Source organism: Clostridium sp. CMCC3677, from assembly GCF_023845585.1.
Taxonomy (GTDB): Bacteria; Bacillota; Clostridia; order Clostridiales; family Clostridiaceae; genus Clostridium; species Clostridium aquiflavi.
Genome location: NZ_JAMQHS010000002.1, coordinates 105,382 through 121,761, shown reverse-complemented (window position 1 = coordinate 121,761; position 16,380 = coordinate 105,382). Strand labels below are relative to the sequence as shown.

The following is a 16,380-nucleotide window of genomic DNA, read 5'->3' as shown; positions in this document are numbered from 1 at the left end:
TCCTAATCATACTTCTTTTGGTATAGTAATCTTTATTACTGTACCATTTCTTATCTTACTATCTATATGTATCTCATAATCTTCACCATAGCAATAGCCCATTCTCTTATTTGCATTATTTATACCTATTTTATCTATGTTATTATCAAATTTAAAACTTAATTGTTCTCTTATTTCATTAAGTTTTTGTCTTGATATACCCGTTCCATTGTCTTCTATGTATATATTCAAATGAGCATTATTTTCTTCTGTATAAATTTTTATACAACCTCCACTTTCCTTAGTTTCTAATCCATGAACCACTGAATTTTCAACAAATACCTGAACAACCATAAATGGTATTTTAATATTTTTAAACTCTGATTTTATATTAATATCATAATTTAGCCTATCTACAAATCTAACTTTTTGAAGATTTAAATATGCTGTTATATAGTCTAACTCTTCTTCCAGAGTAACTATCTTGTTAGCTTTTTTTAATGTATATCTTAGCATTTTAGATAAATCATAAATAACTTCTTGAGTTTTTGGAGCCTCTTCTATTATTGCAAGTGATGAAATACTATTTAAAACATTAAATAAAAAATGAGGATTTATTTGAGATTGCAATGCTTTTAATTGACAAGACTTAAATTCTTTTTCAAGCTCTACTTTAGCTTTTTTTGCTTCTATAAATTTCATATTTTTTTCATTTAGCTCTTTTTGTGCCATTTTTAGCACAGCCTCTTCAACAATATAATTACTTATATGAAACATCATTTGAGCAACTGATTGTATTTTACTAAAACTAACTCTTGGCAATTCTTTGTAAAGGTTTAAAACTTCTTCCCTATCAGTTTTACTTAAGTCATTAAAATCATTTTTTATTGCCACTATTTCCTCTAAATCTATATCTTCATCATCTATCAGAACTTGCCCTGCCATAACCGAACCCAAATGTTGACCATTTATTATTATAGGTGTAGCAAAATCAACTAATCCTTTATGACATTTATATATGTATGGTTTTTCAATTCTAAGGGCCTCTAGTCCCCCTCTTGAATCACATCTCTCACATAATTCAAAATAAGATTTGCTAGATCTCATAAATTTACAAAAGTCACTACATTTACTATGTTTTGTAGCTGGCTTACCTTTGTAATCCACAGTAATTATTGACATTTCTGTAGCTTCAGCTATATCATCTTGTATTTTTTGAAATACTTCTATGTCTAAAATATCATTTAAGTTCAATAATTCCTTCAGTTGTCTCCCTTCCTTTCTACATTTTCGGTGTTTTAATAGCTAGTTTCTTAATTAATTGTTATTTTTTGTTTAATATCATTATATTGTTGTAAAAAAGATTTTTCAATACAATTTTTATCCCTGAGTGATTAAATTTTTTTAAAACTCTACTAAAAACAAAAAAATATTACTGCAAAACAAAATTTCCAGTAATATTTTAATAACAAATTTATAAAATTCTTATTTTCTTTTTATAGATTTTATACCATTTCCTAGCAAAGCCAGTTTCACGGGATGCGAGTCTTTTTGAATAATCACCTGGTAAAAATATAGTATTTTTTAATGCTTTTTCTATCTTATATTATTAAATCTTCGCCTGTTGCATTTGAAGTTTCCCCTAGTATTTCTTCTCCAAAAACATTGTCATTCATTAATTTTATTATACAAATAAAATCTTCACTTTTATCTATTACTGAGTTTATATCTTTTTTGAACCTTATTAATTTAGATGGAGACATTTCTCCTCTAAATACAGATTTTTGAAAATGTGATAGGTATTTTTTACATACTTTAAATACTTTATTTACACGTTTTTCATTTACATCATAAAAAACAAAAGCATAATTATAATTACTAATTTTACTCATTAAAAATCCTCCATATAAAATAAATACATTTTGCGTTCTCTTATTACTGTTAAAAAGCCTAATTCATAACTACTCTATAAAAATCAAAATCCTTCTTTCAATCTAAATGGTATAAACTCTTTTTCTTCCATTATATATTTTATAAGTTTATAACAATCAAGCTTCATCGCAGTTCTATAACTGACTCTTCTTTTTAATTTAGGATGATTAAAGACAGTTTCTAGCCTATCTTCAAATGCCGCAATAAATATCTTTTTACCTTCTTCATTTAATAAACAGTAATTTACTTTCTTATCAAAATGCTTACTTACTTGCAATTTTTTATTATTAACTAAATCAAATATTGTCTTATATACTATTACGGGCTTAAAAACTTCGCTTATATCTAAACTCAAGGAAAACCTCCCCTCTGAGGGTTCATGCAAGTAACTTATTCTTTGATCTAAATGTGTTCTATAAATTGCCGAAATTGTTTTTGTATATAAAAGCGAATTTCCAAAAGAAATAAGTGCATTTATTGGATTATCAGGTGGTCTTTTTACTCTCTTATTAATAATAAAGTCCTCTGGTAAAAAATTTTTAAATTCACTATAAAATCTTTGCCATACTTCCCCTTCAGCAGCCATAAGCTCTTTTATATTTTGTGAATTTTCTACTCTATTAAAAAACTCATCTTTAATCCAATCTATAGTATTCTTTACTTCTTTTTTATTATGTTTATAGTAATGATATAAAACTTCACTTATATTAAGTCCTATACCTTTTACTATGGCTTTTGCAATAATTAATCTAGATGTATTATTTTTTTCAACTTGTTTTACTAATAATCTTCCACTATTGTATTGATCTTTAGGATAAAATGTTCCACTATAGCCTTCAAAGTAATTAAAGAAATGAACCACCACATTATTCTTTGATAAGAAATCTAATAATTTTGTGTTTATACTTACCTCATTTAGGCAGTAAATTTCTTTGGTATTTTCAATTGGAATATATACATTTTTTCCATCTCTTCTAAAACATAATGAGTTATCTTTTCTAGTCAATTCTCCCATAGATGATATATATCTTGTACTTCCCATATAAATCCTCCATACATCCTAACTTATATTTTTTTACATTTCGCATATTTTAAGTACTAAAATTTTATTAAATATAGCAATACTCATAATATGCACATTTCTTGCAGGTTGGTTTATTTAATACTTTAGGTATTTCATTGTCTGAAATTAATTTTTTAATTTCCACTACATATTTATCAAGTTGTTTTTCTAACTCTTCATTTAAATCAATATAGACAATTTTTTTATCAGATTTATTTTTTTCTACACATTCTAATTTTCCTTTTCTTATTATGCCCTTACTCTTTAGCACTTTTAAATAATACAATAGCTGCCACTTGCCAGCTTCCATATCTGCATCTGATTTTTTAACTTCTGTTAAATATTCAGATGTAAGCTTATCTAATTTGATATTATCAATTGTTATTTCAGTGTTATTAGACTTTGCTGCCTTTTCTTCATGAATTGCTTTTCCGATCTTAACAATTTCACTATTGTCTTCTAAATTAAGTCTATTTCCGTGTAGATAACACTGCCTTTTACAGTGAAAATAATAATTAATTAAAGTACCATTTACTCTCAAACTATAATATCTCCTTTCATTAAATATCTAAAAACAACCCTATTTCATTTACAAATTTCTCTTTATTAAGTTTTTCACCTTGAAAATATTGTTCTCCATTTTCTATATAATAAAGTTCTCCAATTTTATCAGTATAAGGCAAGTCAACATTCTTTTTAATCTCATAAATAAAGTAATTCATTTTACTTTTGGCTACAGATAACTTAACTTGCTTTTCTGAATAATCCATAGAATTGTTATTTAAAAGACTTTTATATTCTTTCCAAACTTCTCTTCCATCAATTTCTATGATTTTATTATTTTCATTCTTTTTTATAGTTCTACCTAAATAAATAGACATGTTCCAATTATTCTCTTCTATAAGTTTCATTCTTCTTTCAACATCTACAAAATTAAGCTTCCCAACTACTTCTTTAAAGAAATTTTTCAAATTACTTTCATTAAAAGAATCATTGTATTTAACCTTTATCATATTAAGTACAGGTTCATAATACTTATTAAAATCTTTATTCACTAAAACTTTTCTCATTTCATCATTTAATAAACTTAAATCACTATTAACTCTAACATCATTTTTATATATTAAATCCGTCTTATCTAAATTAAAAAAGTATACTTCTCCCTTGCTTTTGCATGATCTATTGATTCTCCCCATAAATTGTTCGTCACTATCTAACTTAGAAACATCCTTATATCCTATATCCATATCAATATCTACACCTGCTTCAATAACTTGAGTAGAAATTAATATTATTCCTCTTTTCTTAGTTTCTTCACTACTTATTAAATCTAAAATTCTTTTTCTCTCTATAGCATTATCATCACCTGTCATAAGCTCTATAATTGGATTTAGTTCATCATTCTCTATATTTTCCTTAATATTATTATAGAAATCATATGCGCTTTGCTTTTTTATAAACTCAATAAGTATCTTCTTTTTTCTTTTACTATTTTCTTTTACATGTTCATAAAGTGTATCTAATGTATCATCTAAATCCATAAGCTCATAGCTTACTTTTACTCTATCTTTAAATAGTGAATTAGAAAAATATTTTTCTCTATTCTTAATTAAATTTGCACTATCAAAATTATTTTTACCTTCTTTCGATTCTTGTAACTTAGTATCTATAAAATTATATTCATCATTAATTAGAGCATTAAGATTTGGCAAAGTTGCTGACATTATTATTACTTTCATATTCAAGACTTTAGCAAAATTATTTAAGAATGATATTATTTCACTCCAAATAATATTCTTATAACTTTGAATTTCATCTAAAACTATTATTGAATTAGCTAATTGATGAAATCCAAATTCACACTCTTTTGAAAAACCAAACATTGTATTAAATAAACTTACATGAGTTGTTAAAATCATTGGATAATTTAAAAATTGTCTATTTAATAATGCTTTAGCATAATACTTATAATCTGCTTCTTCCTCTTCTAATCCTTTATCTTTTTTATCCATCTTTATAGGAAATATAGAATTTATAATAGCTATCTTATTTAGTATTTCTTTATCTTTCCCAAAAATTTTATTTAAAGTTTCTAAGTTTTGTTCCACCAATGTATTAAAAGGATATACATAAAATATCTTTTTAAGCTCCGTATTATCTTCTATTAGTTTAAAACTTAAATTCATAGATACATTGCTTTTACCACTACCTGTTGGTGCTTCTAAGAAGAATATGTTCTCATCCTTATTTTTAGATAATTCTCTTTCTGCATCTAAAAACATCTCATTTCTTAATATATTAATATCTTTTTCATTTTTCAAATCTTTATTTTCATTTGTATAATCATTAGATTCATATTTTCTTATACTCTTATATACTTCTGTATCTTTATATACATGGTAAAATTCATCTATTTCTTCTAATTCACCAAAAGTCTTTATCTTAGTGCCACTCATAAATTCACTAGTAGAATAAAAGTCACAAGCTACAAGCAACGAATATAATAATTTGCTATATGTATATAAAACAATTGTATTCTCTTCACTTGTTCTTTTAATATATTTCTTTGTATTGTCACATTGCTTTTTTATTTTATTCTCTGACAAAACAAATTCTTTTGTATAGATCTTTCTATAATTATTTTCAAATATATTGATTACTTTGGCTCCATCTCCACCCTCATAAAACATATCTAAAAATCCTAAAAAATCATCTAAATTTCCATGATGCTTAGATATAATGTACGCATTTAAAAACAATATTGTTCTCACTTGCTTTTTTTCTGCTAATTCTAAACTTAATACTTTATTAAGATAATAATCTATATATAATACAGCTGATATTATTGAATGCCTTGTACCAATTTGACTAAAGCTTTCTACATCTTCTTTTAAAGGATTATCCATATTTTTGATTTGAAAGTATGGATTTATCTTGCCAATATCATGAAATGCAATTGTGTTTATTAAAAGCTCTCTAAAAACTTTTCTTCCATCATTACTTAAATCTTTAAAATATATATTTTCAAAATTTAAAAATATTTTATCTAATCCTTTTGATTTAATTATTTTATTAAAATACTCTTTACATAGATCTGTATGTTCTTTTAATGTTTCTTTTTCAATACACTCTTTTTTATATTTTTCAAATTCATTCTTATTTGTTCCTTCTTTTAAATGAGCATAGAAATCATATTTACTACTTATTAATTCTTTTGTATCAATTACATTAATTTCATCAAAATACAAACTAAATCCTCCTAAATTTAAAGGAGGGTTCCCCCTCCTGAAGTTCACATCCTAATAGATTTGTTCTATTAATATTAATAAATTTCTACTAGTCTTATTTAATTAATAAAATACAATATTATTATTTTTAATCTTATATACACTACATTTGCTATCACTGCATACTTTGATATTTGTATATAAAAAGCTTTTTAACTCATACATATTAGTATCTTCATTTAAGCTAATAGGCAATTTCTCTTCATACTTAAAAGTTTCTTCATAAATATCATCTTCATACTCATCTTCTTCATCCAAAACTACTTTGAAAGATTCTTTAGTAAAAAGACAATTAATTTTATTAACATTACTTCCATCTAATATAGACTCTGTATCCAGCAATTCTACATTAGATATGTCAGCATAATGATCATTTTTACCTAGGTATGGTGAATATACAGCTTTATGATTAATTAAATTATCTGCAATTTTTTGACTTTCTTCATTTTCAATTAAAACATATATATCCCAAGAAGGATTTTCAAGCCATTGTTCCTTAACTATTAAATTGCCTCCTTGTTCTTTTGATGCATATCCAACAGAATTATTAAAGCACTGCACTTTCTTAGGTATAAATCCCTTTTCATTACTAGGTGCTATAGATACCTTTAGATCTTTTAGTTTTTCATAAAACTCTGGAAATTTAATTTTAACTTCATCTTTTTTCTTTTTTTCGCTTAATTCTTCCGTAAGCTTCATTTGATTATATCCACCATATCCAAGCACGGAGCCAAATAACCCTAATAAAGCTACTTTATGAATATTTCCATAAGTAAAATAGAGATAAGTATTTACATCTGGTTTCTTAAAAAATGCTGTTTTTCCACTCAATTTAAACTTTAAAACCTTCATATTTTACACCTCTTCTTGTGTAAATATATTATAAACTTTAGCTCCTTTTATTTCAGATTCAAGGATAGTTGTATATGGATTATAATAAATTTGAATATTTTTAACTTTATCAGAAACAGAATTAATCAAATCTGAACACTCTAATTTTATAATGTTCTTACCTTTATCTTTATTAAAAATTACAAACTCTGATAAATTAGGAAGATACAAATCTCCTTCAGTTTCTACAAATAAAGCAAATTCATTTTCGCATCCAACCTTTGAATTAGTTGCAAATGAGGTTGCACTTACTAGAGAAGCTTTCTTAAATTTTTCATAATCTTCTTCAGTATATCCATCAGTTACACCAAGTTCTACAAATTCCTTATATGCAAGTGGATTTATTGTAAATGGATAAAAATAATGAGCTTCATTACTTACAATTTTAGTTCCAAGAGTTGAGTTTTTAGCTTCATCAGAATCACTGCTATCTTTTGAACCATCTCTAAAAGGAGAAAGTATTTGTTGTTCTTCTGGATTTGTATCTTCATATTTATTAAATCCTTGACCGATTTGAACAGCTCCAGTTATAGATATATTATTACCTGCCTCAGCAAAGGTTGCTCCAAAATTTTTAACATCAATAGCACTAAATAAATTCACCAAAACATCTTTAGTATTTTTACATTTTTTTAAGTCTTCAACATTAAAAATTTGCTCATATCTTTCTTTTAAAGCTCTTGGAACTAATTGAACCTCATCTTTTTTTTCAGAAAACCTCATAGATTTAATATATAAAACTTTTTCCCCGTTGTTATCCCACATCTTCTTCATAGGATATTTTAAAGCTTTATCACTTCCAAATGTATCTCCACCTGAAGTTGTCTTTGGATATCCAGTAAAATCTGCATTCCAATTCCCCATAACAGATGAAATTCCGATTACTCCATAAACTCTCTTATTCATTTATATCTCCTCCTTATTATTACTTTCATAAATTAAACTGCTATTTAAATATCCTGCAATAATCATATCTTGATTCACACTACTTTCAGGTTTGTATCCTAAAATCATTGCATATAAATTTTTAAATCTTCTTCCATTCATATTAATATCATAATTATATTTCTTATAAAAATTTCTAAGTTTCTCTTTTATCAATTCATTATTTTTAGCATTAATAAATGGATTCGCTAAAGAATGCATTTTTTTATTCCCTTTATTTTTAGCTAATAAATAGCTTACCAATTGTCCCACTGCAAAATAATATTCATCATCATTTTCAAATTTATCTGTTGTAGGTGAATTTATCTTATTTCTTAAAGTTTCCTTTAAATTAAATATTATATCTGCCATATCATCATTTCCTTTCTCAAAATATTCAATAAGTGACCATCTCAAATTAAACTGATGAGATGACTTAATAATATATCCGTTTACAATAGACCCCTTTACTAAACTTAAAGAAATCCTATTTAAAATTTTGAAAACTCCATTATCTATTCCTTTATAGATCCAATTAAATAATGATTCTCTAGCTAATAATAAATTGCTTTTCAAACATCCATCATTTATTTTTAAATCTCCTGGATCTGTGAAATAGTTTTTAATTAAAATATTTTTGAAAAATACTTCACTTAATATACTTTCAATATCTTTTATTGTTGTACACACTCCATATTTTTGAATTGATACATTTTTTGAAGCTAAATCTATATTTAAAATATTCTTAAATTCAAACTTTTTAATTAGGTTGTATTTATATTTAGTTATAATGTCATAATCATGTATTTCAGCTTCATTTTTCCCTTTTAATATTCTCAAAAATATTCCACTAAACTTACCTTTTGGTGATTTACCATTTTCAAAAGATAAAATTTTCATATTAACATTATCTATAAAAATATTGCATTTTCCTAATGAAACTAAATTATATAAATAATCAAAAAATTTTTTCTGTAATATAGCCTCATTTTTATCTATTAAATAAGGTTGAATAAGTTTTCTGCTTTTATTTTCTAAATAAGTTTTTTTTGTATTAAAGCCCATATTATTATCTGATAATCCATACAAAACTTTATTTACTTCTATATTCAATTCGTTTTTATTATAAATATTAGGAATTAAGTATCTTTTTCCTTCTCTTATATATTCCTCAATATCATATTTAAAAAATATTTTTATATAGTCCTTTTGATCATAATCAATATCTATTTTATAAAGATTATTTTTTATCCAACATCTTATTTTCTGAATTTTATCTTTATCGACACTTCCTATTTCCTCTTCTACTTTTTTATAAATTTCTTTATTTTTTTCTTTCTCATACTTCAAATATGGATTAGTTAATGTGTCATAATAATTATCAATAATATCTATTGTTAATTTTCCATTTTTAATGTTTTCTTTTTTTGATATAAAAGACATATAATTATTGCTTAGTATTATTTTTTTTGTAACATATTTTTTGCTTGCCATTGGCTTATTAGTATTAATTATTTTGCTATTGTAATCCCACACACAAATATCATCAAAGTATTTATTACTTCTATCTATTTCTTTAGTTTTCTTATTTTGCTTTATGTTAACTACTTCCTTAATTCCAAACGAGTCATCTTTAGGTTCTACTATGACATAAGTTCCGTCTGCTGGCACATATGTATCTAGTATTATTTTATCGCCTTTTTTTTCTAACTCATGTTGAAATACTTCTAAACATTCTTTTAACAAATTATATTCACCTCCTTAAAGCCATCTATAATTTATAAATCCAAAACCCCTTCCATTATTCTCAAGTATGCCTGTCCCAATACTCATATATGCTAAATTTTGAGCCATTTCATTTTCAGCTATATTTAAAGAAATTTTATCTCCTAAAAGTTTTATTTCTTTATAAGATGTGGCAATTGGTTTTTTATTTTTAAATTCTATTGTAGTATACAAATCAAAATCTTCATTTATTTTGGTATCTAATATAGAATTATATTTTTTAATAAGATTTTCTTTTAATCTACGTTCAAAATCGTCTAGAGTCATTTTACTCTTCCAGTAACCATTATTACTTTTCATAATAGCTGGAGTTATAGAATAAATCTTATCAATATGCTTTTTAGGAATTATTCTTATTTCAGAAGTTAGTGCTTTTATATAATTATCAAATTCATTTACCAATACATTATTAAAAAATTTTGCTAAATTTTTATCTATTGTCCTAATAGTTAATGTATATACATTATTCTTTTTATAAACTTTATCTTTTTCTATTGGATATAACGAATCAAAACAATAATATTTAAATTTATTACTTTTATGAAACTTTAAAAGTTCTTCATTCTTGGATAATCCTTTATCAATAAACGCACTTAAATTTGATTGCAAATTTTCTAAAATTATATCTTCTAAAAGAAAAACTTTTAATTTTATTTGAAATACATTCATAATCATACCTCCTTGTAACAATTTTACTATTAATTGATTTATTTGTAAATAATTGTAGTATTATTACATCATATGTTATTATTAATCATATATAATTTTTTATTATAAGCAACATATACACTACCAATACGCTTGAAGGATTTAATTGTCAAATACATAACTTTACCAAATTTAGAATCATTTTCCCAACAGATGAGTCTTTAAACAAGTGTGTCTATCTAGGCTACTATGGAAATAATTGAGATACTAAAAAAGGTAATAAAAAACATTATTAGTATTTCTCAAATAAAAAAATATCACTGGAAATTTTAATTTCCAGTGATATTTAAATAATAAAAATGATACTTACACAAAATTATCTATTCTCTCGATATAGCATTTAAATACATCTCATGTTAATGTTAATCGAATCATACATATTCAAATACTTAGTCGCATTGCTTATTTAAATACATCTCATGTTAATGTTAATCAAACTTACTTATATTCCAGAATGTCGTGATATTTCATTTAAATACATCTCATGTTAATGTTAATCTATGGTTGTCCTTTATAATCTCTTCCTATATAAAGTATTTAAATACATCTCATGTTAATGTTAATCCAATGTCCATCATACAAGCTAAGACTAGCAAGAGAATTTAAATACATCTCATGTTAATGTTAATCGAAAATGCTAATCAAGAAATAATTGATATTCAAATATTTAAATACATCTCATGTTAATGTTAATCTAAAAGTGGAGTTGCAACTGGATATATATTAGAACTATTTAAATACATCTCATGTTAATGTTAATCCAAAACAATAAAGTTGAGGTCGGTACGTGGATCAAATTTAAATACATCTCATGTTAATGTTAATCATACCTTATAGAAAGAGGATAGGAAATTATAAGGAGATTTAAATACATCTCATGTTAATGTTAATCAAATTATATTCCGCTTACGAATGTTGGAAAACAATAATTTAAATACATCTCATGTTAATGTTAATCTTATAGCAATTTAGATATAAAAGAATGTTTTAGAAAATTTAAATACATCTCATGTTAATGTTAATCCAAAAACTGATCCAGTACAAAGATATAAGATTTCATTTAAATACATCTCATGTTAATGTTAATCTACAAAATTTAAAACTAGATTGCATAGTTGAATGTATATTTAAATACATCTCATGTTAATGTTAATCAAAGGTAGACATTTTTCAGAGAATGTTTGGGATAAATTTAAATACATCTCATGTTAATGTTAATCCCTTCATTAAAACCTTTAAAAGCATCAATATATTGTATTTAAATACATCTCATGTTAATGTTAATCTATACTTTTTTTCAGTTAAATAAAAATACTTTTCTATTTAAATACATCTCATGTTAATGTTAATCCTAGGAGTACTATTGTTTGGAAGATAACTAGATAATTTAAATACATCTCATGTTAATGTTAATCTTGCCTTTATCGCCTATGTTTCTTTTGCCCTTTAAATTTAAATACATCTCATGTTAATGTTAATCTCAATTCCACCCATATTAGCAATAATTCTATCAATTATTTAAATACATCTCATGTTAATGTTAATCAATCCTTATCTAGCTTTTCATCAAAATAAATATCAATTTAAATACATCTCATGTTAATGTTAATCATAGCAACTTTAATTCATATGGTAGACTTTTTCTTATTTAAATACATCTCATGTTAATGTTAATCTCTGAGCACCCTATCATTCTTTGTATCTTCTTAGGATTTAAATACATCTCATGTTAATGTTAATCGATAATTTTTTATCTATACTTTTATTAATTTCTTTCATTTAAATACATCTCATGTTAATGTTAATCATGGTAGATGGTATTACTTAGACTCTAATGGAGCTAATTTAAATACATCTCATGTTAATGTTAATCATAAAGTAAAATTAAGTATTAACAAAGTAAGTCCTAATTTAAATACATCTCATGTTAATGTTAATCATGGAATTTGAGAGCCAAAAACCAAAAGAATCAGTATTTAAATACATCTCATGTTAATGTTAATCTAAATATTAAAGATTCTAAGCCAGTAAGCAAATAGATTTAAATACATCTCATGTTAATGTTAATCTTAGCAAAGAGGGAGTAAATATAATGGATATAATATTTAAATACATCTCATGTTAATGTTAATCCAAATGAGTTATGGCTTACGGGAGAAGATGCTGTTAAATTTAAATACATCTCATGTTAATGTTAATCTTTCATTAGTAAATTCAACTTCATTAGAATTAACAGATTTAAATACATCTCATGTTAATGTTAATCCATTGAAAATAAGCCATTCTTAAAATGTTAAAATTCCTCTAATACAGTAATAGTAACACATTATAAAAATTTTACCAAGTGATTTTTAAATATTATTATTCTCATTCCTCAACCTATATAACTCTTGTATTTACCTAGCTCTGCAGCAATTTTAATATAATAATCACCTGGTAAAAATATATGCTATTATTGTACTTTGCATATTAAAGATGTTGGATTTAGATTAAAAATAAATTGGTTAATAATATAAACAAATAAGTAAAATTGACATTTAAATATAACATGCTTCAAAAAGGTAGATAACTTTTACATAAGTCATCTACCTTTTTACAAAAATTCTTATTTTCTTTTTATAGATTTTATACCAGTGATCTCTTCTATATACTCAAATTCAGGATTTATTTCATTTACAAAAGCTTTAATCCATAAACTTCTTAAAAAGTAAAAGTAGTCTACATCACCATTTTCTTTATCCCAAATTTCTTTATGTACGCAATTCCTTCTAGTCCATTCCACAAAATTTTCATTACTATTTATAATTTCATTTACTCTGTCACATGGCATTCCATCTAATATATAATCATTTACTTTGTTAAATATATCTTCTGCACTATCTAAGATAAATCCCTCTTCTTTAACTTCTTTTGCTGCCATGATCCCTTGATTAATATACACTTGTTCTAGTTTTGTTTTAGCTTCTATATTATTATCTATTATGATAGTCGTCCAAGCCGCTACTCTTCCTTCTGATGAATGTATCTTTTCTTGTAACCATCCATGAATATTACTTGTATCTATAATTTCATCAAGAGGTTTATTCGGTAGCTTATCTCCATACTTACCTTCAATTTCTCTTTGTAATTTTGAAATATCTAATCCTTGGCTTTTTGCAACATCAATTATTTCATTTTCTAATCCTTCAAACCATAAAATCTTATTAAATAACCAAAAATGAATTTTTCCTAAAAATAAACTCATATCTTTTCCTCCAATATTGAATAATTTATTATATTAATGTTTTGCTGTAATTTAAGTATACATTTTTTACTCAATTAATTATGTAACAAATGTTACTATTAATGAATTTATTTTAATTAAACAGTTAAAAGGACTCTATTTTTAGAGTCCTAATTAATTTTGTAAATTAATATTTATTTTCACATTACCCTTCCAGGCAATACTGCATCTAAAATCCCAATAACTACAGATGCTAATAATGCTCCAATCATAGATACTCTCATATTAGGAACTACAAATTGTGCTAAATATATTATTAAAGCAGCAATTATAAATCCCTTTACACCTTTTCCAATAGGTGATGCATCAATTCCCATAAACATTTCTACTACATAATCTGATACCGTTATTACAACCGCTGCCAATAAAAATGACCATAATCCATTAATACTAAATCCTGGTGTTAAAAATGATGTTATTCCTAAAATGATTACAACTAGTGCTAATCTTGTTAACCAATTCAAAGCACTATTACTATCTGAAGTTTTTCTTTTATGTTCCATAAATATTCCTCCTTATAATGATAATTTGCTTCACATATATTATGCCCATGTAATAAAAATAATATTAAGAAAAAAATATTATAAGAAAAAAACACTCTATAGATATGTTTTAATATCTATAGAGTAACACTTATAATTTTACATTTCTTTATTACAATCATTTAATAAAGAAAAGTCAATACATGTATAGTCATTAATGTTATTATCTATAATTTTTTTATTTAAATTAAGCCAACTTTTACATTTATCAAGAATAATTGCATCACTTGTTATAACATTATCTAAAGTTTCTAATATTGAATCAACATTGTTGATATTTTCAACTTGCAAATCAAAATTAAACTCACTTAATAATTCTAATATTTTTTCTTTTAACTTTCCTGAATTAGATACTGGCGCATCTAAATAAAAAATAGCTTTTCTCACTTTATTTTCTTCTAATATTTTTCCAATTAGTGTAATTGCTGTTTCAGTTTTATCTATTATACGATATGTGCCTCTCAATCCTGCCAAATCTCTAATTGTTTCATCCATGCATTTTAATAAAGATGAATTAGATAATGCAACTTCCAATGTTATTATGGTGTTAAATCCATCTATATTTACAACACATCCATCTAAATTGCCTTTAATTTCTTTAGCTTTTCTGATTAAAATTCTATTTTTTGCAGAAACAGCTCTTACTAAAGCTAATCTTTGACGTTCAGATAATAGATAATGATTTCCTATAAACACCGAGGCACTTTTTATGTTATATCCTTGATTTAAAAGATAATATAAATCCTGTCCAGCCTTATGTAATTTTAAAAGTGATTTTTCATTAAACTCTTTTTCATCAGTAGCTACATATCCTCTTTTAACAACTTTACTCATATGTTAATATCCCCTTATTATTGTATCTTTGAATTAAATAGTTTATTTCTTGATTAAATATATTATGAGTTTTTAATTTATATAATTATACTTTTAAATATAACTATCTAAATTTATTTACTTATTTTTATATTCCACAATTATGAGTAACTCCCAAAAAACATTCCATAAATTCTTTAAAATTATTATTCTTAATAGCTAAATCTACTTATAATGTATCTATCGTAAATATTATACATCTCTTTACATTTATTTTTCAAAATAAGTGTAATAGCTTTTAAAAGACTACTAGATTTAATCTAATAGTCTTTTAAAAGCTAATATTTACTATAAAAATACTCCATTCCTATTCTACTTATTTTAAATGAAGGTATTTTTCTAAACTTCTCTTTATAATACGATGTATTGTGTATTTTTACATACGTGTTATATATATTCTTAACTTCTATTTCACCTTCTTGAACTATTTTATTAAAAAATGATTCAATAGATATTATTTTTAGCTCTCTCATAAATTTTCTTTCATAATTATAAATAACATTATCTATAATTTTAACTAACAATGGATTTTCTTCATATTCAACAACACTACGCCTTATATCACTTTTTGCTCTAGTATAAGTATAATCAGCTATAAAGTCATTTTTTCTTATTTGTGCTTCTTCAGATGCTATCTTCATATCAGCCATGGATATTTTTTGAACTGAATTTTCATAATTTTCTTCTAAATCTTTTTCTAAAATTATATATGGTTTGTAATAATAATCTATTTTCTTCCCATTTTCCAAGGTATTTGTTCCAAGAAATACTGTGTAATTCAGATTTATCTTCTTAATGTTGTAATTGCTTTTTATAAATTTTTCTATAAACTCTTTTGGTTTAAAGTTAGCATTTATGTCTCCTATATTTACTGTCTCACAATACTTCTCATATCTATTTTCCTCTTTAAAGACATAAGCATCATTCATAAAATTTTCCTCCTCAAATCTTATATTATATAATATGAAAAGAAAATTTCTTTTAGTACTACATAATTCTAAGCTATAAATTAATATTTATACAATAATCTTAATATTAACTTTAATAGTATTACGATTTTTGTTGATTATAAAAATAAAATTAATTATAATCTATAAAGTATGATGTTAACAT

At 24.3% G+C, this 16,380-nt stretch carries 13 protein-coding genes, 1 pseudogene and 1 CRISPR repeat array; of the genes and pseudogenes, 1 reads left to right on the top strand and 13 read right to left on the bottom strand.

What is annotated here, in order from left to right; translation table 11 throughout:
- Positions 1–6: 6 nt before the first annotated feature.
- The 9 genes from NG901_RS02590 to cas6 form a co-directional block, all read right to left on the bottom strand.
- On the bottom strand, positions 7–1,245 hold the full coding sequence (locus NG901_RS02590) for a sensor histidine kinase (RefSeq protein WP_252212423.1): 1,239 nt from the start codon (positions 1,243–1,245) through the stop codon (positions 7–9).
- 335 nt (positions 1,246–1,580) lie between these two features.
- Positions 1,581–1,871 (bottom strand): CRISPR-associated endonuclease Cas2, encoded by a 291-nt coding sequence (cas2, locus tag NG901_RS02585; RefSeq protein ID WP_252212189.1) that lies wholly within the window; start codon positions 1,869–1,871, stop codon positions 1,581–1,583.
- An 83-nt stretch (positions 1,872–1,954) separates the two neighbouring features.
- Entirely contained in the window at positions 1,955–2,953 is a 999-nt protein-coding gene (cas1b, locus tag NG901_RS02580) for a type I-B CRISPR-associated endonuclease Cas1b (RefSeq protein ID WP_252212188.1), read from the bottom strand.
- Between the two features lie 67 nt (positions 2,954–3,020).
- Positions 3,021–3,515 (bottom strand): CRISPR-associated protein Cas4, encoded by a 495-nt coding sequence (locus tag NG901_RS02575; RefSeq protein ID WP_252212187.1) that lies wholly within the window; start codon positions 3,513–3,515, stop codon positions 3,021–3,023.
- A gap of 19 nt (positions 3,516–3,534) precedes the next feature.
- Positions 3,535–6,222, bottom strand: coding sequence for a CRISPR-associated helicase Cas3' (gene cas3, locus NG901_RS02570; protein ID WP_252212186.1), 2,688 nt, complete (start codon positions 6,220–6,222; stop codon positions 3,535–3,537).
- Positions 6,223–6,324: 102 nt separating this feature from the next.
- Complete coding sequence (gene cas5b / locus NG901_RS02565) at positions 6,325–7,113, bottom strand: type I-B CRISPR-associated protein Cas5b (protein WP_252212185.1); 789 nt, start codon at positions 7,111–7,113, stop codon at positions 6,325–6,327.
- A gap of 3 nt (positions 7,114–7,116) precedes the next feature.
- Entirely contained in the window at positions 7,117–8,058 is a 942-nt protein-coding gene (locus NG901_RS02560; protein WP_252212184.1) for a type I CRISPR-associated protein Cas7, read from the bottom strand.
- The gene (locus NG901_RS02555; protein WP_252212183.1) at positions 8,059–9,822 is read right to left on the bottom strand and encodes a type I-B CRISPR-associated protein Cas8b/Csh1; all 1,764 of its coding nucleotides are present in this window, start codon (positions 9,820–9,822) and stop codon (positions 8,059–8,061) included.
- A gap of 15 nt (positions 9,823–9,837) precedes the next feature.
- The gene (cas6, locus tag NG901_RS02550; RefSeq protein WP_252212182.1) at positions 9,838–10,530 is read right to left on the bottom strand and encodes a CRISPR-associated endoribonuclease Cas6; all 693 of its coding nucleotides are present in this window, start codon (positions 10,528–10,530) and stop codon (positions 9,838–9,840) included.
- Between the two features lie 113 nt (positions 10,531–10,643).
- On the opposite strand from cas6, the pseudogene NG901_RS17285 reads away from it, so the two are divergent.
- A pseudogene (locus NG901_RS17285) lies at positions 10,644–10,842 on the top strand (transposase); the annotation flags it as partial.
- A 65-nt stretch (positions 10,843–10,907) separates the two neighbouring features.
- A CRISPR array of direct repeats spans positions 10,908–12,835; the repeat unit is 30 nt; unit sequence ATTTAAATACATCTCATGTTAATGTTAATC.
- A gap of 339 nt (positions 12,836–13,174) precedes the next feature.
- Here the strand turns inward: NG901_RS17285 and NG901_RS02540 are convergent.
- The 4 genes from NG901_RS02540 to NG901_RS02525 form a co-directional block, all read right to left on the bottom strand.
- Positions 13,175–13,813, bottom strand: coding sequence for a hypothetical protein (locus tag NG901_RS02540; protein ID WP_252212181.1), 639 nt, complete (start codon positions 13,811–13,813; stop codon positions 13,175–13,177).
- 179 nt (positions 13,814–13,992) lie between these two features.
- Positions 13,993–14,355 (bottom strand): phage holin family protein, encoded by a 363-nt coding sequence (locus tag NG901_RS02535; RefSeq protein WP_252212180.1) that lies wholly within the window; start codon positions 14,353–14,355, stop codon positions 13,993–13,995.
- 138 nt (positions 14,356–14,493) lie between these two features.
- Positions 14,494–15,228 carry a DUF434 domain-containing protein gene (locus tag NG901_RS02530; RefSeq protein WP_252212179.1) on the bottom strand — a complete coding sequence of 245 codons (735 nt, stop codon included), beginning with the start codon at positions 15,226–15,228 and terminating at the stop codon, positions 14,494–14,496.
- A gap of 317 nt (positions 15,229–15,545) precedes the next feature.
- Positions 15,546–16,196, bottom strand: a complete 651-nt coding sequence (locus tag NG901_RS02525) for a hypothetical protein (protein ID WP_252212178.1) — start codon at positions 16,194–16,196, stop codon at positions 15,546–15,548.
- Positions 16,197–16,380 lie beyond the last annotated feature (184 nt).